The following is a 22545-nucleotide window of genomic DNA, read 5'->3' as shown; positions in this document are numbered from 1 at the left end:
ATGATTGAATCAATTTTGCGTCTAGCTATAAATAGGCGCTATCTAATATTAAGTATGCTGTTTGTCATTGTTAGTGTTGGCTTATGGAGCTATCAAAAACTCCCTATTGATGCAGTTCCTGACATTACCAACGTGCAAGTACAAATTAACACGTCTGCCCCCGGTTATTCCCCTTTAGAGGCTGAACAACGGATAACGTTTCCGATAGAAACAGCATTGGCTGGGTTGCCAAAGCTTTCTCACACTCGATCTCTGTCAAGATATGGCTTGTCTCAAGTGACTGTCATCTTTGAGGAAGGGACTGACATTTACTTCGCAAGAAATTTAATCAATGCCAGATTAGGGGCGATTAAAAGTGCTCTCCCTAATGGATTGGAACCTGAAATGGGGCCGATTTCGACAGGGCTTGGCGAAATTTTTATGTATACCGTGCAAGCTTCACCTGATGCAAGAATGCCTAATGGTAAAGAATATACGGCCATAGCATTAAGAGAAATACAAGACTGGATCATAAAGCCTCAATTGGCCCAAGTTAAAGGGGTCATTGAAGTCAATAGTATTGGAGGATATAACAAGCAATATCATATCACTCCAAGCCCTGAGAAGTTGTTGTATCATCAAATAAGCTTTGAAGACTTGTCTAACGCGTTGCGAAATAATAACGATAACCGTGGAGCGGGTTATATAGAGCAAAATGGGGAACAAGTGCTTGTTCGTTCTGTAGGTCAACTTGCTAAGATTGATGAAATTCTCAATGTTGTTGTTAAAAAAGATAATGGCATTCCTGTAAAAATTAGTGATGTTGCCAGTGTCGCCATTGGTAAAGAGCTTAGAACTGGGGCCGCAACTCAAAACGGCATTGAAACCGTTTTGGGCACCACTATGATGTTGATTGGCGAAAATTCTCGCACAGTTGCATTGGAAGTTGAAAATAAGCTTAAACAAATTCAAACATCTCTTCCTAAAGGTGTAATAGCAGAGCCTGTTTATAATCGTACAACGCTCGTTGATAAGGCAATTGCAACAGTGACAAAAAACCTTGTTGAAGGGGCGCTTTTAGTCGTTGTAGTTCTATTCCTATTATTGGGGAATTTACGTGCTGCCCTTATTACTGCGGCGGTAATACCTTTATCAATGTTGATGACAATAACAGGTATGGTAAAAACAGGCGTCTCTGCAAATTTGATGAGTTTAGGGGCATTGGATTTTGGCTTAATCGTCGATGGTGCCGTCATTATCGTCGAAAACTCAGTTCGTCGTCTTGCTGAAGCTCAACACAATGGGCATAGGCAAGATTTAAGAGAACGACTCAATACCGTTTTCGAAGCGACCTCTGAAGTTATACGCCCCAGTTTATTTGGTGTTGCCATTATCACAGTGGTTTATATACCTATTTTCACGCTCACAGGTGTAGAAGGTAAGATGTTCCACCCAATGGCTGCAACAGTAGTTATGGCCTTAATTTCAGCAATGATCTTGTCAGTTACTATCGTACCTGCTGCTGTAGCAGTGTTTATGAAAGGTAAGATTAGTGAAAAAGAAAGTGTTGTGATCAGTTCTACAAAATCTTTGTACAAGCCGCTATTAATTCTGGCATTAAAATTTCGTTGGGTCATTGTATCAATATCAATTGCTTTAATGGGGTATAGCCTGTGGATAGCGACAACGCTGGGTACAGAGTTTGTCCCGCAGTTAAATGAAGGCGATATAACCGTGCAGGCTTTAAGAATACCATCAACCAGTCTAGATCAGTCTGTTGAAATGCAGGAAGTATTAGAACAGAGAATAAAAGCTTTTACTGAAGTTGATAAAGTCTTTTCTAGAATAGGGACGCCTGAAGTGGCGACAGATCCAATGCCACCGAGCATTGCTGATATTTTTGTCATCTTAAAACCTCGAAGTGAGTGGAGCGAACCAACAAAGGCGAAGAGTGAACTTGTTGAAGAAATGGAAGAGGCATTAAAAAGTATTCCCGGAAATAATTATGAATTTACTCAACCAATCCAGATGCGTTTTAATGAGTTGATTTCTGGTGTTCGAGCAGATCTAGGTATAAAGGTATTCGGGGATGATTTGGATCAATTGTTATTTACTGCTAACGATATACTCAATATTGTCAAAACAGTTGATGGAGCTGCCGATGCACGTATGGAGCAAGTTACAGGAATACCATCGTTATCAATTCTTCCTAAAAGAGAATCTTTGGGAAGGTACGGGTTAAATGTAACTCAGCTTCAAGATTGGGTAGCGGCTGCAATAGGAGGAGAGTCAGCCGGAATTATATATGAAGGTGATCGCAGATTCGAATTAGTGGTGCGCCTCCCTGAACTAATCAGAATGGATATTGAATGGTTGAAGTCATTACCACTTCCGCTTGGCAACGGTAATTATGTACCTCTTGAAGAAGTTGCATTACTCAAATCGGAGTCATTGCCAGCACAAATTAGCCGAGAAAATGGAAAACGCAGAGTTGTAGTTACCGTTAATGTTCGTGGCAGGGACTTAGGAAGTTTTGTGAAGGAAGTTAAGGCCAAAATAAGTAGTGAGGGTGAAGTTCCAGCAGGCTATTGGCTTGATTATGGAGGTACATTTGAGCAACTTGAGTCGGCAAGTAAGCGACTGAGTCTGGTTGTGCCTATTACATTGGTTGTTATATTGGGTATTTTAGTTATTGCTTTTGGTTCGATTAAAGATGCCTTGATCATTTTTAGTGGTGTGCCTTTGGCTTTAACTGGCGGGGTATTTTCGCTCTATTTTCGAGATATGCCTCTTTCAATTTCAGCAGGTGTTGGCTTTATTGCACTGTCAGGAGTAGCTGTTTTAAACGGCTTAGTTATGTTGGCTTTTATTCGCGATTTATGGCACGAAAAAGGCGATCTTTATTTAGCTATTGTAGAGGGAGCTATTGTTCGTCTTAGACCAATATTGATGACAGCCCTAGTGGCAAGTTTAGGTTTTATACCAATGGCTTTAAACACAGGCATTGGTGCAGAGGTGCAACGTCCACTTGCTACCGTGGTCATCGGAGGCATCATATCTTCGACCATTTTAACTTTATTTGTATTGCCAGTTTTATACCAATGGGTACATGGCTCAGGTAGTAGTAAGCAACTTTCAAATGATATATAAGTAAAGCCTAGCAGCTTAATTCGCTATTAAAATTAAGCTGCTTTTTTAAGGCTAAAGGACGGAAAGCTTAAAGTTTAGACATTGTATCTCGACAATTTTCATTAGGGAATTCAAATTCAATTGTTGTATGTGACAAATTATATGATGAAAGCTCTATCGATATTTCTTGTTTAAGCTCGATAAGTTTATCTATATCTAAATCTTGAGCTAACTCCAAGTGCGCCGTTAATACATGACTCTCTCCATCTAATGACCAAAAGTGTATATGATGAACGTCATTAACTTCAGGTAATTTAATAAGAGATTGTTTGATACTTTGTTGAGTTTGTTCATCCGGTGCGGCTTGAAGAAACAAGACAAGTGTAGATTTTAGATTTCTGAAAACATTGAACAAGATAAATAATGTAAAGCCAATTGATAACAGTGGGTCTAATATTGGTAATTCTACAAATAATAATACGATTGAAACAATAAGAACTGCAACCCAACCCAGAACATCTTCAAGTAAATGCCAAGTTAGTACTTTTTCGTTTAAAGTTTCCCCAGCTTTTAATTTGAAAACGGCATATCCATTTACGGCAACACCGAGTATCGCAAGCCCTAACATTCCTTCAACTACAGGCATTTCAGGGTTGGTTAGCCTTGGAATTGCTTCAAACAACACCCAAATTGAGCCAATTACTAATACAACGCCATTTACCAATGCCCCGAACAGTGTAAGTCGGCGGTAACCATAGCTGTATTTATCTGGCGCTGCTTTGTTTGAAAAACGACTTAATATCCATGCAAAGCCAATCGATAAACTATCTCCTAAGTCATGCACCGCATCAGCCATAATAGCGGTACTGTTGGTGAGCCAACCACCAATAAATTCGATGATCGTAAAGGTAACATTCAGAAAAAATGCCCAACCAATCCTGTCGTCTGTTCCATGTTGATGACTATGACTATGACTATGCATTTTGTACCTCCAGCGCTTTATTTTTTCTTAGATTAGTGACATTGAAATTTATTAGGTGGCGGATCACTTTTTGATACATCCAGCGTTTGACTCCAGACAAATTAGTGCCTTTTTCAAGATAAAACTCATCAGGGGAATTATAAAGTCCAAAGTCGTCGTGAATCCCTTCTTTTTGAATATATGTGTCGGTTCCGCGCCAATCTGTATCTGGTGATGAAAAACATTTTGTTGCAACACCATAACCACAGAAATTGTCTTTTATTTGATTAAACTTTTGCTGTATTGAAGTGAGATATTGATTGTCTAAAATAAAGCCCTCTAAGTTGATCCAACGTCCTTCAAAGTAAACTTCAACCCAACTGTGAATAATGTATTTGGGCGCTAACCAAAAGACATAGGTAGGAATAGCTCCTTTTTGTAATTGCTGATCTATTGTAAACCCGTGAAATCGGCACTGAATTCTTAATCCACGTAATAAGGCCATTAAAAGGTTGCCCTTAGTGTTACATTGCCCGTATCCGTCAGATAAAACTTCACTTGCGGAAATATCGTCGCTTTCGTTATAGCCAAATAGTATTTCGTCTTTTACAAACTGATAAGCAGTGCCAATCTTGTTGTAGTCATCAAGTTCATGCCATTTTCGCTCTGTTATTAATGATTGGATAGTGGGGTGTTCAAAATTAACTATCTCAGTTTTTTTAAGATATTCTTGATTCATAAGAGCTTCCTTACTTTGAATTGCAGCAGGTTGATTGTTTATTTTTATCTGATACTTCAGATGTATATTGAGCCGATACTAATTCTTGTTTGGCATCCGTTAATATCATGTAAGCACCTCGAAGAATTAACATTGAAATGATGCTACCAATAACAATATCAGGCCAGCGTTGTTCTAGCACCATGACAAGTATGCCAGCAAGTACGACACCAAGGTTTGCGATCACATCATTAGCTGAAAATATCCAGCTAGCCCTCATATGCACTTCATCATTGTTGTGTTTTCGTATAAGCATCAAACAAATGACATTAGCGATTAAAGCCACAGAACCAACTCAAATCATAAACCAAGAATGAGGCTCACTTTCTCCAACTAGTCGCCTAGCTATATCGAGAAGAATTAGAACCCCTAACCCCAATTGGAAATAACCACTTACTAATGCTGCATTAGCTTTATGTTGGATTGACTTCCCCACGGCATATAAGGCAATGGCATAGACGATAGCATCAGCTAGCATATCTAACGAATCAGCAATTAATGCGGTTGATTCAGATAACCAACCTAAACCAATTTCAAATACAAACATCGTGGCATTTATAGCTAAAAGCCAATAAAGCACTGTTTTTTGTTGGTCATCTTTTAATTCTACTTCACAGCCACAACCGCTCATTTTTTAACTCCGCCTTACTTGTATAATTCAAGTGTAAAACCTATAGTAACTATAGGGTCAAGTTTAAAAGAAAATATTATGAAAATAGGTGAATTATCGAAAACATCCGGTTGTTCTATACAAACTATTAGATACTATGAAAAAGAAGGATTACTTTCTGAGCCTGAGCGGACAGAAGGTAACTTCAGATTGTATGACGTTACCGCTTTGAAGCAATTAGAATTCGTAAAACATTGTCGCAGTCTCGATATCTCTCTGATTGATATCAAACGTCTTATCGACCTAAAAAATAAACCAGAAGAAAGTTGTTCAAGTGTAAATGAACTGATTAAACAGCAATTAGATTTAGTTAATAAACGCATAAAAGAATTAAAAGCCTTAAAAAACGAATTACAACAAATGGCTAGTACGTGTAATTCTGATAATACCATTGAAGGGTGTGGGATAATTAAGTCATTAGATAGCTAAAGTGATGTATAAAAGACTCTTTTTTAACTCACCTTGATTATTGATACAGGCTAATTAATAGTTATTTTCTTACCCACACGAACAGATTTGAGTTCCCCGGCAAACTCTCTCAACTAACAATAGCGATTTATCGCTAGTATCGTGAGCACCTAACGTGACCATTTTGAGTCTACGAGACATTAAATTAATGTCATTAAGGACGTATTGTTTATCAATAAGCGAGCATACTCCTTCGCTGTATATCAATACCTTTGACGGGGATGTATATGCATTTACAAGATAAACGAGTCAGAATTAGAGATGTATCAACCATGTGCACTGGTATAACTTTTGACTACTAACCGTCAAATGAGATTATGAATGCTACATGTACCCCTTTGAAAAAACTGACGATAATCAAATATTCATAAATGTTTACACAGTATCAATTTACTTAGTCGAAAATTTACATTAGTATTGGAATTGTGTATTTGTAAGAGAATTCTATGTCTAAAGCATTTTCAAAAGTCTTAGTAATAACGCTTATGCTGGTTGCCTTTGTAGGGCAAGCATTTGCGTATTCTGCTATGTCTTGTGAAATGTCATCAGGTTCTCACGAGTCACACATGAACATGGATCATTCCAAGATGAGTCATCATGAAGGAATGAATCATGGTGAAATGAATAAAAGCAGCAATGGTCAATCAGAAGATTGTTGTGATGTTGAATGTGTTTGTCCGGCAAATGCTTGTTCATCTACGACAGTCCTAAATTCCAGTATTGATTCGACAGATATTCAATTATTGAGTGAATCTGTAGCTGATCTGCAATTTAATCAACCTCATTCAATTTCAACCTCTCTTTATCGTCCACCGATTTTTGCCTAATACAGGATTAGTGCGTCCAAATTTCGCGCACATGTAATTAATTTTTCTGTTAGTCAATATAGCGTCGCAGCGCTATAGATATTTTCCAGCGATGTCTGGGGGCAAAAATGATCAATAAGTATTTAAAAATAGCAGTTGTAATGCTGCTTTCATCTGCGTTTGCAAACGCTAATGAACATAACCATATAGACAATCACGACGTAACACCTTTGGAGTTAATCGTTTATAAAACCCCTACTTGTGGGTGCTGTAAAAAATGGATAACTCATATTGAAAACGAAGGGGTCGTTGCGCATTCCAAAGATTTCCGAAACATCGGCAATATCAAAACTAAGTATGGTATTAAGCCTAATTACCGCTCCTGTCACACGGCAGTGAGCAGAAATGGATTTGCCTTTGAAGGTCATGTACCCGCTAAATTTATTCAGCAGTTCTTATCAGAAGAACATCCCAATGCGATTGGGCTTTCAGTTCCAGCAATGCCAGTTGGCTCTCCCGGTATGGAAGTCGGTGACCGCTTTATGCCATACAACGTGTTAATTCTATTTAAAGATGGAACGAGCAAAGTCTATGCAAAAGTTAAGACATACGAGGAGCAATTCTAATGAAATTGAACCCTTCAAACCTTACTTCACTTTCAACTGCACTAATACTCGGCTTATCTGTATTTTCAGCTCAAGCTGAGAATGTAGTGACACTTGAACAAGCTATAACCTTAGCTCAGCAAAATGACCCTTGGCTTCATGGTAGCCGATTGAAACAAACTGCGGTTGAAAATAGAAGTATCGCTTCAGGTACTTTACCTGATCCGAAAGTATCGCTAGGGATAATGAATTTACCAACAGATACTTGGGATTTAGATCAGGAAGGAATGACTCAGCTAAAGGTTGGTGTTTCTCAAATGTTTCCGAGAGGAGATAGTCTAGAGATCAAACAAGACCAGTTAAAAATCGAGTCCACGAAATTTCCATTGCTACGAGAGGATCGTAAAGCGAAGTTGAAAAGCCAAGTGTCACAGCTTTGGTTAGAAGCGTACTTAGCCCAACAAACCATTAAATTGATTGAAGCAGATTGGGCGCTTTTTGAGCAGATGGCGGAAGTGGCTAAAGCTAGCTACTCAAACGTTGTTGGTAAAACCAGACAGCAAGATGTTATTCGTGCTCAATTGGAAATCGTACAGTTAGATGACAGATTAACTTCGCAAAAGCAGAAACTAGAAACGACAATCGCTCGCCTTAATGAGTGGCTTCATATTTACGATGCTGACCGATTGAATGAATCATTCAACTTTGACGCGCAACCACTAGAGTTTAGCGTCTCAAAAGAATTGCCTTCGATTCGATTGAATAATCCAACAGTCCTAAAAGCATCTAATTACTCAAGAAATCTATTGGCTCAGGAACTTGCTAATCATCCAGCAATACTTGCAATTGATGTGAAACGCAAAGCTTCAGAAAAAGGTGTTGAATTGGCTAAACAGCAATATGAGCCGCAATGGGGGGTTAATGCGAGCTATGCCTATCGTGACAATATGCCGTCTGGTGATAGTCGAGCTGACCTATTTTCTGTTGGGGTAACGTTTGATTTGCCGTTGTTCACTGAGAATAGGCAAGATAAGCAAGTTGCAGCTTCTATTGCTGATTCAGAAGCTGTAAAAACCGAGAAATTATTGCTAACAAAACAAATGATCAGTGCGGTGGAAAAGGAGCTTAGACAGCTTAAACGTTTATCTGACAGGCAGTCTATTTATCAAAAACAACTTCTCAAACAAACTCATGACCAAGCGGAAGCATCATTGACGGCCTACACCAATGATGATGGTGATTTTGCCGAAGTTGTTCGAGCAAGAATCGCAGAATTGAATGCCAGAATATCAGCCTTAAAAATTGATGTTGACGCACTTAAAACAGTTGCTCGCATCAACTATTTCTTTTCGTACTCTCAAACTAACTCAAATGCTGAGCATAAGCCAATGCACACTTCGCACAGAATGAATCAGCACTTATCCAATCAGCAATTTGGAGAAAAATAATGTCAACGAATACAAAAACAATTATTGCCATCATCATTGGGGCAGCACTAGGTGCTGGAGCATTAAGTTTATATCAAGGTACAGGTTCAAGCGGTAATGGCAATGAAGCTACATCAGGAGAGAAAAAACCGCTGTATTGGGTTGCACCGATGGATTCTAATTACCGCCGGGACAAGCCCGGTAAGTCGCCTATGGGTATGGATTTAATTCCTGTGTATGAAGAAGGATCATCTGGTGATGACTTTGGCCCCGGAGCCGTAAAAATCGCGCCTCATGTAGTGAATAATCTTGGGGTTCGCACTGCTCCTGTTGAGCTTAAAAATATGCATACTGAAATCTCAACCGTAGGTTACGTTCAATATGATGAAGATAAGCTAATTCACATCCATCCACGTGTAGATGGTTGGATAGAAAGGCTCTACGTCAAAGCCGCAGGTAATCCTGTAGAGAAAGGGCAGCCTCTATATACACTATATTCTCCTCAGCTAGTTAACGCGCAAGAAGAACTATTAATAGCTATAAAGCGCGATAATAGTTCTTTAATTGCGGCGGCCAAAGATCGGCTTAAAGCGTTACAGCTTTCGGCAGACTTTATTCAAAAACTTGAAAAGACACGAAAGGTTCAGCAAACCATCACCTTCTACTCCCCTCAGGCAGGTGTTGTTGATGGTTTGAAGGTTAGAGAAGGTTTTTATGTAAAGCCGGGAAACACCTTATTAAGCATTGGTCAGCTAGATCAAGTTTGGGTTGAAGCAGAAGTGTTTGAACGTGACGCAGCCTTAATTAAAGAGGGACTTCCTGTATCAATGACACTTGACTATTTACCCGGTGAGGACTGGGCAGGTGTCGTTGATTATGTCTATCCAACATTGAACAGTAAAACACGCACACTCAGAGTGAGACTGAAGTTTGACAACCCAGACTATCAATTAAAACCAAACATGTTTGCACAAGTCTCTATTCACGCTAATCAAGCTGATAGCACCATACTCGTGCCTAAAGAAGCCGTTATTAGAACAGGTAAACAAGACAGAGTAGTACTTGCGTTAGGTGATGGGCAATTTAAATCTATTGAAGTGACTATTGGCCGGGTTGATATCGACAGCATCGAAATATTAGACGGCTTAAATGAAGATGATGTTGTGGTGACATCAGCTCAATTCTTGATTGATTCTGAATCAAGTAAAAGCTCTGACTTTAAACGAATGACTCATGATGAAGTACCGAACTCTGTTTGGATGCAAGGTGATGTTAATAGTGTTATGGCTGGGCACCGCATGGTTAATATCAGTCACGGCCCTGCTGAAGCTTGGGATTGGCCTGAGATGGTTATGGATTTTACTGTGGCTGAAAAAGTCGATATTGACTCTTTAAAGTCTGGTCAATCTTTACATTTTGAGGTGAGTAAAACCGAAGATGGTGGATATGAAATTACTGGAGTTCATATCATGAGTGAGTCTGCTGATATGAGTGAAGAAGTATCTTTTGCAACAGTATCAGGTCTAATCAATACGATTGATATTGATACACGGATTCTAAATATTAGCCGAGGCCCAATAGGTAAATGGGATAGACCTGCTGCGACGATGGATTTTATCGTCGCGGACAAAATAGAAATAGTTGATTTCAACGTTGGTGATAACGTCATTTTCACTTTCGAGGTGAAAGATAATTTGGTTATCACTGAAATCTCTCTTGAATCAGATGAGCAACATAAGCATGAACCAAAAAGTGCTGTTGACCATTCAAATCATTAAGTTAGGAGATAAATAATGATTGAATCAATTATTAGGTGGTCGATAGGTAATCGCTTTTTCGTCATCTTAGCTACCTTAATTTTGATTGGTGGTGGGTTATTCTCAATTAAAAATACACCAGTTGATGCATTACCAGATCTTTCTGATGTTCAAGTGATAATTAAGACGAATTATCCCGGTCAGGCACCACAAGTAGTGCAAGATCAAGTTACTTACCCTTTAACAACAGCAATGCTGTCAGTTCCGGGGGCTGTTACTGTTCGGGGATATTCATTTTTTGGAGACTCCTTTGTTTATGTCATCTTTGATGAAGACACCGATTTATATTGGGCAAGGAGCAGAGTACTTGAATATTTAAGTCAAGTAGCCCCTTCGCTACCCGCTACCGCACGTCCACAACTAGGACCTGACGCCACAGGCGTTGGATGGGTTTATTTATATTCCCTTGTTGACAAAACGGGCAGCTTGGATATTAGCCAATTGCGTAGTATTCAAGATTGGTTCTTAAAATATGAATTGCAAACTGTACCCGGAGTTTCTGAGGTTGCTGCTGTTGGCGGCATGGTTAAACAATATCAAATACAAGTCGATCCCGATAAATTAAGAGCCTACGGTATACCACTTAGTCACATTCAAATGGCACTTAAACGTGGTAACCAAGAAACAGGTGCCTCAGTTGTTGAAATGGCGGAAGCAGAGTACATGGTTACCGCAACTGGCTATATCAAATGTATTTCCGACATAGAGTTGATCCCTCTTGGTGTTAACGCACAAGGAACCCCGCTTACCATTGGCGATGTGGCGGAAGTCAACCTAGGTCCACAAATGAGGCGAGGCATCGCTGAACTAAATGGTGAAGGAGAAGTCGTTGGTGGTGTTGTTGTTATGCGCTTTGGCGAAAACGCACAAAAAACAATTGATGGTGTTAAAGCTAAATTAGAAGAGTTAAAAAAAGGGCTGCCTGAAGGAGTTGAAATAGTCACGGTTTATGACCGTTCTGGCCTAATTGGAGAGGCGGTAGAAAATCTTTGGGGTAAATTACTCGAAGAGCTTGCGGTCGTTGCAATTGTATGTGTTGCATTTCTATTTCATTTACGCTCATCGATTGTAGCAGTTGTTACTTTACCTATTGGCATCTTAGCGTCATTTATCATCATGCACATGCAAGGAATTAATGCCAACATTATGTCATTAGGTGGCATTGCTATTGCTATTGGCGCGATGACAGATGGTGCGATCGTGATGATTGAAAATATGCATAAGCATATGGAGAAAACACCACTAACAGATGAAAATCGTTGGCAAATAGTCTCGAAAGCTGCAAGTGAAGTAGGTCCTGCACTATTTTTTAGTTTGCTCATCATTACAGTCTCATTCTTGCCTGTATTTATTTTGGAAGCGCAAGAAGGAAGAATGTTCTCTCCTCTTGCTTACACAAAAACATATGCAATGGCCGCATCAGCAGGCTTAGCGATAACATTAGTGCCTGTTTTAATGGGGTATTTTATTCGAGGAAAAATTGTTTCAGAAAAGAAAAACCCTTTAAACAGACTGCTAATTGCTATCTACATGCCTGTTTTAAAGCAAGTTATGAAGTTTCCTAAATCGACAATAGTAGCAGCAATATTAGTGACGATTGTTGGTTTTTGGCCTGTCGATAAAATCGGTAGTGAATTTATACCTCCTTTAGACGAAGGCGATCTTATGTATATGCCGACCACCTATCCGGGAATTTCTATTGGTAAGGCAAGAGAAATTCTACAGCAGACAGACAAGCTAATTAAAACAGTGCCAGAAGTTGAAACTGTTTTCGGTAAAGTTGGACGAGCTGAAACTGCAACTGATCCCGCGCCTTTAACTATGATTGAGACCTTCATTCAGTTGAAGCCTCAAGAAGAGTGGCGTGAGGGAGTTACAACAGAATCTCTAAAAGCTGAGTTTGATAAGTTGGTTAAGTTTCCGGGCTTGACGAATGCTTGGGTTATGCCAATCAAAACTCGTATTGATATGTTGGCAACAGGTATTAAAACGCCAGTAGGTATTAAAGTAGCAGGAGCTGATTTAAATACGATTCAAGAGATAGGGCAACAAATAGAGCAATTGTTACCAGAGGTGACAGGGACAGCTTCAGTTTATTCTGAACGAGTTGCAGGTGGACGATATATTAAAGTTGATATTTCGCGTGAAAAGGCAAGCCGTTTTGGATTAAATATCGATGACGTGCAGCAAGTAGTGTCAACTGCTATTGGAGGGATGAATGTCACTCAAACTATTGAAGGGCAAGAGCGTTACCCTGTCAACTTGCGATACCCACAAGATTATCGAGACTCTCCGGAACAGTTATCACGATTACCCGTTGTCACTCCTAATGGGCAACGTATCGCTTTAGGTGACGTAGCTGAAATAAAAGTAGAAGTAGGTCCTCCGGGGATTAAAAGCGAAAATGCTCGTATTAATGGCTGGACATTCATTGATATAGAGGGCGTTGATGTTGGTACTTATGTTGAAAGTGCAAAAAAACACTTAGCCAACAACCTAATATTACCAGCAGGATATTCAATTACGTGGGCTGGCCAATATGAATATATGGAAAGAGCGAAGGCCAAGCTAACTTATGTTGTTCCATTGACGCTCGCCATAATTGTTATTTTGCTTTATTTGAATTTCAGAGCGTTTAGTGAGGTTGCGATCATCATAGTGACCTTGCCAATGGCGATGATCGGTGGCTTATGGTTGATGTATTTAGAAGGGTTCAACTTCTCAGTAGCTGTTGGTGTCGGCTTTATTGCTCTGGCTGGTGTAGCGGTTGAGATTGGTGTGATAATGCTGGTCTATCTCAACCAAGCGCTTGCTGAACTGAAGGAAAAAGCCGAAGAGCGAGCTGAACCTATCTCTGATGATACATATCAAGATGCATTATTGCACGGCGCTGGCTTACGTGTGCGCCCAGTAATGATGACGGTAGCCACAATCATTATCGGCTTAATGCCTATTTTATATGGTACGGGAACTGGCTCAGAGGTTATGAGTCGTATTGCTGCACCTATGGTAGGCGGAATGACAAGTGCTGTGCTGCTCACTCTTATTGTACTTCCTGCGATTTACTCAATCGTTAAAAAGCCTGAAGTAAATGCCTTTAACAAAGGGCTTTCTAACTTGGATCTAGAGAATAATGCTTAGCAGAGTTAGAAAATATCACAAATGGCTTATGGCATTTGTCGGAATACAATTTCTGTTCTGGTCTATTACTGGTGTGTATATGGTGACTATGGATATTCACTATATACACGGCGAAACCTTGGCTAAGAGCGAGGAAGCCAAAATAGATTTAGCTAGTGTGGATTACTCCATTGCAAAGCTAGCTGCGGATTACCCTCAAGCTAGCCAAGTCTCGCTTACCCAAAGCATGGGCCGTCCCTTGTATTCTTTTATTAATGGAGAACAGGGGAAAGTAGCAATTGATGCTAAAACAGGGGCTGTTCAGGCCCTTGTAGATGAAATCAAGGCTAAAGAAATCGCGCAATATTACTATGCGCTGGATCATGAGATCGACAACATAAGGTTGATTAAGTCAGCGAAAAATATGCCTGCTGAGTTGTCGCCAAGACACTTACCCGTTTGGAGAGTAACTTTTGACCAATTCGCCACACCGACATTTTATATCAGTCAACAAACAGGCGCACTTGTTGCCAAGCGACATGATTTCTGGAGGTTGTTTGATTGGATGTGGCGTTTTCATATTATGGATTACGATGATGGAGAAAACGTATCTAACTGGTTTTTGTTCTTGGTCGCAACTCTAGGTCTAATGGGAGCAATTACTGGCGCAGTATTGACTTATTATCGAGTGCTTTCCCCAAATAAAAAGGGAGTCATTTGATGCGACTATTTAAGTTGAATACAACGTTACACAAGTGGCTTTCTTTATTTGTTGGTTTACAACTGCTTATTTGGTTGGGAACGGGTCTTTACTTCAATTTGATGGATCACAGTAAAGCCAGTGGTAATGAGCTTAGAGTTCATTCTCATCATGAAGGTAACATTACAGACTTTAGATTTATCCCTATTAAAGACATTACTAGTGAAGCACCTCAAGAAGTAAAACTTATATGGATTTTACATCAGCCTTACTATCATTTTGTGTTCGAGAAGGGCCAGCATAGCTACCAAGAACGTCACTCAAAGCTATTTGATGCTTTAACAGGAGAGCCATTTAACCTGTCTGAAGAACAAGTACTAACTTTGGCAAAAAACTCCTATTCAGGTGAGGGCAAGCTAACTACACCAGTGTTATCTCAGCCCCCATTTTCTAATCACGTAAGGCAACAAAATCCTATGTGGCAAGTTGTCGTTGAGGATGAGAATAATACAACTATTTATTTAGATAGTATTACAGGCCAAGTGCTTCGCCATGCCAATGATGATTTCAGATTGAAAGATCTGATGATGAAGCTTCACTTTATGGACTATGGCAACTATGGAGGGTTTAACCATTGGTTGATCATTACATTTGCTTTTTCAACGCTATTACTTTCAGTTACTGGCGTAACTTGGCTGATACAGCAATATCAAAACGGTTTTCTGAAGCCTGTTTGGAGTAGCAACAAGCAAAAAGTGGCTGTGACTTTTTCCAATGAAAATACAATTACTGACATCTCAGCAGTTGGCAGCTCAACGGTATTAGCAGGACTAGCGAGTTCACATGTTTACCTTCCGTCAAGTTGTGGTGGAGGCGGTACATGTGGCAAATGCATGTTCTTAAGTTCAACTCAATTACCTATCACACTTTCTGAGCAGGAACATTTATCAGATGAGCAGCTAAAAGAAGGTTATCGGTTAGGGTGTCAGCATCGGTTCTCTGAAATTAGCTCGATTGAAGTTAATACGGATCGCAATATTGAAAATCATGAGCTGGTTGTTGTTGCGACTAACTTCATTACTCCTTTTATCAAGGAAGTGAAATTTAAAGTGAAATCAGGAAAACGATTGGCGTTTAAAGCTGGTGCATATATGCAATTTGAAGTGCCAGCAGGGATGAATAGTTTACGCCCAGATGATATGCCAGAGAACTATGAAAAATACTGGGAAAGTTACTCTCATGGAAGGTTTTCTCATGACGGTGTAACTCGTCACTACTCATTAGTTAACTTTGACGAGGAATCAGATGAGTTAACGTTTAATATCCGCTGGCAAACTGCTAAGGATGGTTTTAGAGCAGGTATAGGTTCAAGCTATTTAGGTTCACTACAAGTGGGTGAAACGATAATCGCAAAAGGTCCTTTTTCTGATTTTTACGCTACTTCAAATAAAAAGGTTCCTCGCATTTTTATTGGTGCTGGATCAGGACTTGCCCCACTGAGATCCATTATTTTTGAACAGTTGAAAAAGCACCATTTTCAAGGTGATATGACACTCATCTATGGTGCGCGAACTGAAGAACATTTGCTATACCGCGAAGAGTTGAACTCATTGAGTGAGCAGCATAAAAACTTTTCTTATATTCCTACACTTTCTAACCCTTCAGAACAATGGGAAGGACACTCAGGCTATGTGCAGCATGTGCTATTGACTCATTTGGTTAAAGGAATAGAAGCCTTTTCAACAGAGTTTTATTTATGTGGTCCTGAAGCAATGATGAATGAGCTAGAAAGGATAATTACTGATGTTGGTATACCCAGCAATCAAATTTTCAAAGACAAATTTAGTCGTTAATTCATAAATTAAACAGAGGTAAATATGAAAACATTAATTAAATTTTTAACCGTAATCAGCGTTGTTTTTAGTAGTGCGGTTTTCGCGCATGTGCATCTTGAAAAAAGCGTGCCTGCTGATAATGCAATGCTAATGAAGACTCCAGAAGAGTTAAGGTTGGCATTTAGTAAAGAGGTTCGTGTAGTCAAAATTGCATTGAAAAACAAAAAAGGTGAAAAGGTTAAGTTTGGCTTTAAACCTACTAAAGAAGCACACACTGAATTTACATGGAAACTACCGAAGCTAACACCTGCGAACTATATAGTTGATGTGACTTTCTTAGGTAAAGACGGGCATAAAATGAAAGATAGCTTTGGCTTTATGGTTCACTAGTCTAATGGAGTGATTGCTATGGAAATGTATATCTGGAATACAGTCATTGTACTGTCAAAAATTGTATTTTACGTCGGCTTTGCCTGTATTGCTGGTTATACATTTTTCAGGCAAATTTTTGAGCACAACGAATCTCATAACAATTCGGTAATAGCGAACCTAAAATGGATAAGAGCTTCGATTTTCGTCGCTTTGATTGCTAATGGTGTTTGGTTCTTCGCTAGTACTGGTGCGATGGCAGAAGAAGGCATTCAAGGGGCGTTGGACCCCGATATGTTGGCTATTATTTGGGACTCATCTGTCGGTGATGGAACTTTACTTAGAGGTCTTGGATTAGTTCTAGCTATATTCGCGATAACGTCACACCTTAAATTCAAATCTGTTGCGCTGAGCAACAGCATAAAACAAAGCTCGTTAGGGCTTAGCCTTGTACTACTTTCCTACACATTTAGCTTGTTCGGTCATGTATCTGAACTAGGAGTGTTCGAAAAAGTATTGTTGATGCTCCATGTGCTTGTTATGGCTTGGTGGTTTGGAGCGTTGTTTCCACTTAAACAAGCTTGCCATGAACCGGACTATGAGCAGCTCTACTCATTGATGGACAAGTTTGGAAGGCAAGCAAGTATCGCGGTGAGTCTATTGTTAATTGCTGGCCTTTGGTTAGCTTTTCAATTAGTCGGAAATGTTGAAGAACTGTTTAGTTCAAGCTATGGGCAAACACTGTTACTTAAATTAGCTCTCGTGACTTCGATATTGGGCATCGCAGCTAAGCATAAATTAAAACTCGTCCCACAACTTAAAAATAACGATGGCAGAGAAGCACTATCTAAATCTATCTCGATAGAAATGGTAGTAGCTTTTGCCATTTTATCTGTAACGGCTGGACTTACTAGTGTTGTTGGCCCTGCAAATTAAAACTTAAAAGAGAAAATAAAAATGAAAACAATAAATATATTACTCGTTTTATTAATGACGTTTAGCTTCGCAGCAAACGCTCATGGTGATAAGAACAAAGACAACGGTTTGTTTAAAGGTATAGATACCCCTGCCGCAAAAGTTGTTTTGGCATTTCATCAAGCACTAGAAACGGGTAATAAGGATCTAGCAAGAGCACAGTTGGCTGATGATGTGACCATCTACGAGGGAGGCCGTGTTGAAAGAAGTGCTGATGAATACGCCCATCACCATATGCTGTCGGATATGAAATATCTTGCTTCTGTGAAGATCAAAACACTAGAACACCAAGTGACGGTACTTGGAAACACCGCTATATCTGCTTCACGTAGCCACACTCAAGGTACATACAAAGGCAAAGAGCGTGATTATCAAGGCATGGAAACAATGGTTCTCGAAAAGCAAAACGGTGAATGGAAAATCAAGCACATTCATTGGTCACATTAAATTAATAGTCAAACAACGGAGAACAACAAATGACTAAATATATCGCAATAACGATGTTGAGTATGTTGACTTTTTTTGCAAATGCACATGATAAAAGCCACATGAATGACGAAAAGCAAATTACTCACATCATTCATCAAATTAAATATGGTTGGGAAAATGGCGATGGTAAGCCTTTTCTCAAGCACTTTCTTGATTTTAAAGGAGCAAGGTATTTTGAATCGGGCGGTCAAAATGTTGGACTTAACGATTTAGTAGAGCACCACGTTGAACCAGAAAAAGACGCATTGGTTTTCTTGAACTTGGATTTCTCCAATATCCAAATTCATATTGAAGATGAGTTTGCTTGGGCACTTGCCGATACAGCGGTAAAGGGAGAGGTGAGAAAATCAGGTAAAACCTTCGATAAAACAGGGTTTCAAACGTTTCTATTTAAGAAAGTAGATGGTGAGTGGAAGGTGTTACACAGCCATTCTTCTAGTCGAAATCGTGCAAAGAAATAGTTACATTGACTTGATGAGAGCTACCGCAATTACATTGATGGTGGCTTTTCATCTTGTCTGGGATTTAAACCATTTTGGCTATGTTACAACAGACATACCTAATGGTTTTTTCTGGAAAGAGTTAAGAGCAATAATTGTAAGCTTGTTTTTATTCTCGGTTGGTGCCAGTTTGGTTTATTCCTACGAAGGTGGTATATCACCGAAGAAGTTGTGTTGGCGGCTATTTAAGATATCTAGCGCGGCGTTCTTAGTGACCTTATCGTCACTTATTACTTTCCCTGAGCATTGGATTTACTTTGGTGTTTTACACTTTATTGCAGTCGCAACAGTATTGTTAGTATGGTTGGTCGGAAGACCTAAACTTGCTTTGCTATTATCTATGCTTACTTTTACAGCATATATAGTTTTAGAGATACCTTGGAATTGGCCTTTTAACTATATTGAAGATTATATTTCAAAACATCCTAGTGACTTAGTTACTCCGTTTCCTTGGCTAGCCTTGCCCTTGCTTGGTATCTGGGCTACACATTTCAGAATTTTTGGTTTGGGTCCAGCCAATCAAAAAGCAATATCCCCTTATGTGACATCGCTTAGTCAACACTCTTTACTGATTTATCTGCTTCATCAACCGTTACTTTTTGCTGGTTTTAGCGCTATAGAATGGATAAATTGAATATGAAAGTCGTCTATTTTGGAAACAATCTATTTTCAAACTGTTTAGCATTATTGATTAAGCAAGGCTTAAGTGTTGAAGTCGTCTTTACCAATGAACCATTAGAAAACGCAAGTTTCGTTAAACAAATTTGTGATACACATAAAATCATGACACGTTCATTAAAACCGACGAAAGAAGAGCTTGATGAGCATATAAAATCTGGAGTGACTCTTTTTGTCGTTGCTGACTATGGATATAGACTGCCGATAACAGATGTAAAATATGCTTTCAATATTCACCCCACGCTTTTACCTAAAGGAAGAGGCCCTACTCCACTAACATATTTAGTTGAACTACCAGAATTTGCAGGCGTTAGTATACATAAACTCACGGATGTGCTCGATGGTGGAGATATCTTGCTCCAAGAGCAATTTGAAGTTGTAGAAAATGAATCCATCTCCTCCTTAATGGTGAAGTCAAGCTTGCTAGCGGAATCTTTACTGCAAACCTTATTAAATGCTCTCGAAACTATCTATGAGAGCGCTACGCCACAACAAGAACTGTTAGCTACTTATTGGAAGCATCCTAGTATAGAAAGAAGAATAATGTCGTGGCGCAATGACACTCAACAATTTAGGCAAGCAGTACGTCAATATGGGCATTTTGGCATCTTAGTAAAATTGAAAGGAGAGCTTGTTATTGTCAGCCAATTAGAGGTGACCGATTTCAAACATGACTACAAGCTAGGCGGCATTATTTTTGAAGATCAAGCGTTGATTAGTGTGGCTATCAATGGAGGTTTTGCTGTTCTTATTAAAAGTAGAATGGAGTTAGTAAACTCGGCAGTACTAGAGTAATTCATATATTAAAAGTGTGTACAAAATGTTTTGAAGCTGGCTTTAAGGGCTAGGTTAGAACGTAGGTTTTAGTTCAAACTTTGACCAAGATCATTGAAATATTTGCATAAGCTGTTAGTGTTAATGTTGTTATAGAAGGAATTAAAATGTTTAGACTTTTCAAGTGGTTTAAAATAGTGGTGATTACCGTGTTGCTTACGCAGCATGGCTTTGCTACTGCTAAACCAATGAATTGTGAAGAACATCATAAGGACTCTTCCGATACGCATATTATGCAACCAAGCAAAAATATGCACCATCAAACAATGCATGACAATACCCACCATCACACTGAAAATTTGCAAGATTCTAAACACAATCATGCCGATGAAGAGTGTGAAAAATGTAAAGCGGGTGATTGTCTTTGCTGCGAAGGTGGATTTTGTGCAAGCTTTCATTTAAATGCCTATCTTGTGCAAGAGGAAGAAGAAAGTAACATCAGTATTAACTTAGACTTAATTATTCAACGGATACCCCCGCCAGCCTCTGGCATCCATCTCTTACCTTATCGTCCCCCAATTATTGGCTAATCACGGGATCAGTGCGTCTTTTTTTTCGCCAGTCCCATCAAAAATAGAACGATTTATTCATTGGTTTAAATAACCAACTGTTTTGAACAATTAGCACAATATTTTTGGGAGGCATGATGAACATGCTCAAATTATTGCCATTTGCAATAGCTACCGCTGTTGCGAGTGGACATCTCTTAGCGAATGAACAACAAAATAATAGTCGCTTCGCGTTAGCGGGGTATGGAGACGTAAAATACAAAGACAGTAAATTGATGGATACAAGTGCATTCAGTGCGCGATTTGTACCTATTTTCTTGTTTAGTCTCAATGACAAAATGCATATAGAAGCTGAAACTGAAATCTCAGTCGATGAAAATGGGGAAACTGAAGTCGAGCTTGAATACGCTGATATTCATTATTTCCTTTCAGATACAACTACTTTTACCGCAGGTAAATTTCTACTCCCATTTGGCCAGTATGGGCCGAATCTACATCCTAGCTGGATTAATCGCTCAGCGTTCTCTCCCGGTATTTATGGCGGGTTAGGAGGTCATGGTGGCTATCAACCCATGCAAGGTTTACTGCCTGTGATGAGTGATATTGGTGTTGGCATTCAACACATAATTCCTTTGGGTAAAAATCAGAAAATTTTCTTTGATGTATACATGACAAACGGGCTTGCTGCCGAGGCTCCACATGACGATGAAGATGATGCCCATGATGAAGAGCCTGTGCAGGATGAACACGAAGAAGAGGTTGTCGATGAACATGCTGAAGAGGAAGACGAGCATGAAGAAGTTGATGATCACGCTTTGGAACTTCCTGAACTAGCGTTTGAAGCAACGAGTGCGGATAACAACTCTGACAAAGCATTTGGGGGTCGTATTGCGTATGCCTTTCTTCCGGGCATTGAGGTTGGCGCTTCCTATTACACGGCAAAATATGATGATGATGAAGAGCTAGGATTTACAGCAACTGGCTTTGATATCAACTGGATTGGTAACCATTACATTGTCAGAGGGGAATACATCAAAACTGAAACCGATGCCTTCGAAGAAGATGAACATGAAGAAAACAAAGTGATCACATTTGACCGCAATGGCTGGTATCTCCAAGCAACCTTTATGGCTGGAAAAATGTTCAATGTATTGCAGGGAACAGATTTCGTCGTTGAATATGCTGAGACCAATAAAATTAACGAAGCGGAGCGTTGGGCTTATGGAGTTAATTATTGGTTAGACAGTCGAGCCGTCATTAAGGCGACATATGAAGATACCACCGTTCATGATGGTGAAGATGATAAGCGCTTTGCTATTCAATACAGCTATGGCTTTTAAGGGGGATACTCAAATGAAATCAATTATACAAATATTACTGGTTATCAGTTTATCTCTTTTGTCTGCTTTTAGCATTTATGCCGAAGAGAAAATATCAGGTGCAGAAGTGATCAATAACAACTGTGCAAGATGCCATAACGCTCGTGCTGTTCATGAATTTTCTATGCCTGAATGGAAAGTCATTATGCCGCATATGCGAGAAAAGGCGCATTTAACAGGTAAAGAAACGCAAGCTGTTCTTGAATTTTTGGAACTAACTAGCCAAAGCGTACCTTTGGCAAAAAAAGTAGCGCCAGAAAAGATGATAGCGCCTGATGGAAAGCAATTGTTTACTCAATTTGGTTGCCAAGGCTGCCATTCATTGAAAGGTGATGGTGGCACTGTTGGCCCAGCGTTAGATGAAACGATTAAAAGCAAAGGGATCGGCTTCTTTATTAAGAAGCTCCAAAACCCTCAGTTTAATAACTCATCTTCTCCTATGCCTAAAATGCCGCTAAACGAGCAACAGATAAAAGCGATAGCTGAGTACATTAAATCATAAGGAAGCGCTTGACCT

At 39.5% G+C, this 22545-nt stretch carries 20 protein-coding genes and 1 pseudogene; 18 read left to right on the top strand and 3 right to left on the bottom strand.

Annotated elements, in window-relative coordinates:
* Complete coding sequence (locus tag ACM9HF_RS10320; protein ID WP_473607345.1) at positions 1 to 3129, top strand: efflux RND transporter permease subunit; 3129 nt, start codon at positions 1 to 3, stop codon at positions 3127 to 3129.
* A 67-nt stretch (positions 3130 to 3196) separates the two neighbouring features.
* Here ACM9HF_RS10320 and ACM9HF_RS10315 read toward each other — a convergent pair whose 3' ends face one another.
* The 3 genes and pseudogenes from ACM9HF_RS10315 to ACM9HF_RS10305 form a co-directional block, all read right to left on the bottom strand.
* Positions 3197 to 4090 carry a cation diffusion facilitator family transporter gene (locus tag ACM9HF_RS10315; protein ID WP_473607340.1) on the bottom strand — a complete coding sequence of 298 codons (894 nt, stop codon included), beginning with the start codon at positions 4088 to 4090 and terminating at the stop codon, positions 3197 to 3199.
* On the bottom strand, positions 4083 to 4808 hold the full coding sequence (locus ACM9HF_RS10310) for a transglutaminase-like domain-containing protein (RefSeq protein ID WP_186507792.1): 726 nt from the start codon (positions 4806 to 4808) through the stop codon (positions 4083 to 4085). The genes ACM9HF_RS10315 and ACM9HF_RS10310 overlap by 8 nt, the downstream gene beginning before the upstream one ends.
* A gap of 10 nt (positions 4809 to 4818) precedes the next feature.
* Positions 4819 to 5478 (bottom strand): annotated as a pseudogene (locus ACM9HF_RS10305) (cation efflux transmembrane domain-containing protein).
* A 78-nt stretch (positions 5479 to 5556) separates the two neighbouring features.
* Here ACM9HF_RS10305 and cadR point away from each other — a divergent pair.
* From cadR to ACM9HF_RS10220, 17 genes are all read left to right on the top strand, one after another.
* Positions 5557 to 5946, top strand: a complete 390-nt coding sequence (cadR, locus tag ACM9HF_RS10300; protein ID WP_473607334.1) for a Cd(II)/Pb(II)-responsive transcriptional regulator — start codon at positions 5557 to 5559, stop codon at positions 5944 to 5946.
* A 626-nt stretch (positions 5947 to 6572) separates the two neighbouring features.
* Complete coding sequence (locus tag ACM9HF_RS10295; RefSeq protein WP_473607330.1) at positions 6573 to 6812, top strand: hypothetical protein; 240 nt, start codon at positions 6573 to 6575, stop codon at positions 6810 to 6812.
* Positions 6813 to 6919: 107 nt separating this feature from the next.
* Complete coding sequence (locus ACM9HF_RS10290; protein WP_473607328.1) at positions 6920 to 7417, top strand: DUF411 domain-containing protein; 498 nt, start codon at positions 6920 to 6922, stop codon at positions 7415 to 7417.
* Positions 7417 to 8844 carry a TolC family protein gene (locus ACM9HF_RS10285; protein WP_473607326.1) on the top strand — a complete coding sequence of 476 codons (1428 nt, stop codon included), beginning with the start codon at positions 7417 to 7419 and terminating at the stop codon, positions 8842 to 8844. The genes ACM9HF_RS10290 and ACM9HF_RS10285 overlap by 1 nt, the downstream gene beginning before the upstream one ends.
* The gene (locus tag ACM9HF_RS10280) at positions 8844 to 10601 is read left to right on the top strand and encodes an efflux RND transporter periplasmic adaptor subunit (RefSeq protein ID WP_473607322.1); all 1758 of its coding nucleotides are present in this window, start codon (positions 8844 to 8846) and stop codon (positions 10599 to 10601) included. Before ACM9HF_RS10285 ends, ACM9HF_RS10280 begins: the two co-directional genes overlap by 1 nt.
* Positions 10602 to 10616: 15 nt before the next feature.
* Positions 10617 to 13781 (top strand): efflux RND transporter permease subunit, encoded by a 3165-nt coding sequence (locus tag ACM9HF_RS10275; protein ID WP_473607318.1) that lies wholly within the window; start codon positions 10617 to 10619, stop codon positions 13779 to 13781.
* A gap of 79 nt (positions 13782 to 13860) precedes the next feature.
* A complete protein-coding gene (locus ACM9HF_RS10270) occupies positions 13861 to 14481 on the top strand; it encodes a PepSY domain-containing protein (protein WP_473607314.1) in 621 nt (206 codons plus the stop codon).
* The gene (locus ACM9HF_RS10265) at positions 14481 to 16313 is read left to right on the top strand and encodes a 2Fe-2S iron-sulfur cluster-binding protein (protein WP_473618241.1); all 1833 of its coding nucleotides are present in this window, start codon (positions 14481 to 14483) and stop codon (positions 16311 to 16313) included. The genes ACM9HF_RS10270 and ACM9HF_RS10265 overlap by 1 nt, the downstream gene beginning before the upstream one ends.
* 24 nt (positions 16314 to 16337) lie before the next feature.
* Complete coding sequence (locus ACM9HF_RS10260) at positions 16338 to 16685, top strand: copper resistance CopC family protein (RefSeq protein ID WP_473618240.1); 348 nt, start codon at positions 16338 to 16340, stop codon at positions 16683 to 16685.
* A gap of 18 nt (positions 16686 to 16703) precedes the next feature.
* Positions 16704 to 17600, top strand: a complete 897-nt coding sequence (locus ACM9HF_RS10255) for a CopD family protein (RefSeq protein WP_473618239.1) — start codon at positions 16704 to 16706, stop codon at positions 17598 to 17600.
* Positions 17601 to 17621: 21 nt separating this feature from the next.
* Complete coding sequence (locus tag ACM9HF_RS10250; protein ID WP_473618238.1) at positions 17622 to 18086, top strand: YybH family protein; 465 nt, start codon at positions 17622 to 17624, stop codon at positions 18084 to 18086.
* Between the two features lie 29 nt (positions 18087 to 18115).
* Positions 18116 to 18589, top strand: a complete 474-nt coding sequence (locus tag ACM9HF_RS10245; protein ID WP_473618237.1) for a YybH family protein — start codon at positions 18116 to 18118, stop codon at positions 18587 to 18589.
* A 13-nt stretch (positions 18590 to 18602) separates the two neighbouring features.
* The gene (locus ACM9HF_RS10240; RefSeq protein ID WP_473618286.1) at positions 18603 to 19262 is read left to right on the top strand and encodes a heparan-alpha-glucosaminide N-acetyltransferase; all 660 of its coding nucleotides are present in this window, start codon (positions 18603 to 18605) and stop codon (positions 19260 to 19262) included.
* On the top strand, positions 19250 to 20101 hold the full coding sequence (locus tag ACM9HF_RS10235) for a formyltransferase family protein (protein ID WP_473618236.1): 852 nt from the start codon (positions 19250 to 19252) through the stop codon (positions 20099 to 20101). The genes ACM9HF_RS10240 and ACM9HF_RS10235 overlap by 13 nt, the downstream gene beginning before the upstream one ends.
* Positions 20102 to 20247: 146 nt before the next feature.
* Positions 20248 to 20670 (top strand): hypothetical protein, encoded by a 423-nt coding sequence (locus ACM9HF_RS10230; RefSeq protein WP_473618235.1) that lies wholly within the window; start codon positions 20248 to 20250, stop codon positions 20668 to 20670.
* Between the two features lie 113 nt (positions 20671 to 20783).
* The gene (locus ACM9HF_RS10225; protein WP_473618234.1) at positions 20784 to 21989 is read left to right on the top strand and encodes a porin; all 1206 of its coding nucleotides are present in this window, start codon (positions 20784 to 20786) and stop codon (positions 21987 to 21989) included.
* Between the two features lie 13 nt (positions 21990 to 22002).
* Entirely contained in the window at positions 22003 to 22530 is a 528-nt protein-coding gene (locus ACM9HF_RS10220; RefSeq protein WP_473618233.1) for a c-type cytochrome, read from the top strand.
* The last annotated feature ends 15 nt before the right edge of the window (positions 22531 to 22545 follow it).

The organism is Colwellia sp. RE-S-Sl-9, assembly GCF_048296855.1.
Classification (GTDB): domain Bacteria; phylum Pseudomonadota; class Gammaproteobacteria; order Enterobacterales; family Alteromonadaceae; genus Pseudocolwellia.
The sequence above is the reverse complement of the archived record's forward strand: the minus strand, read 5'-3'. Positions and strand labels throughout refer to the sequence as shown.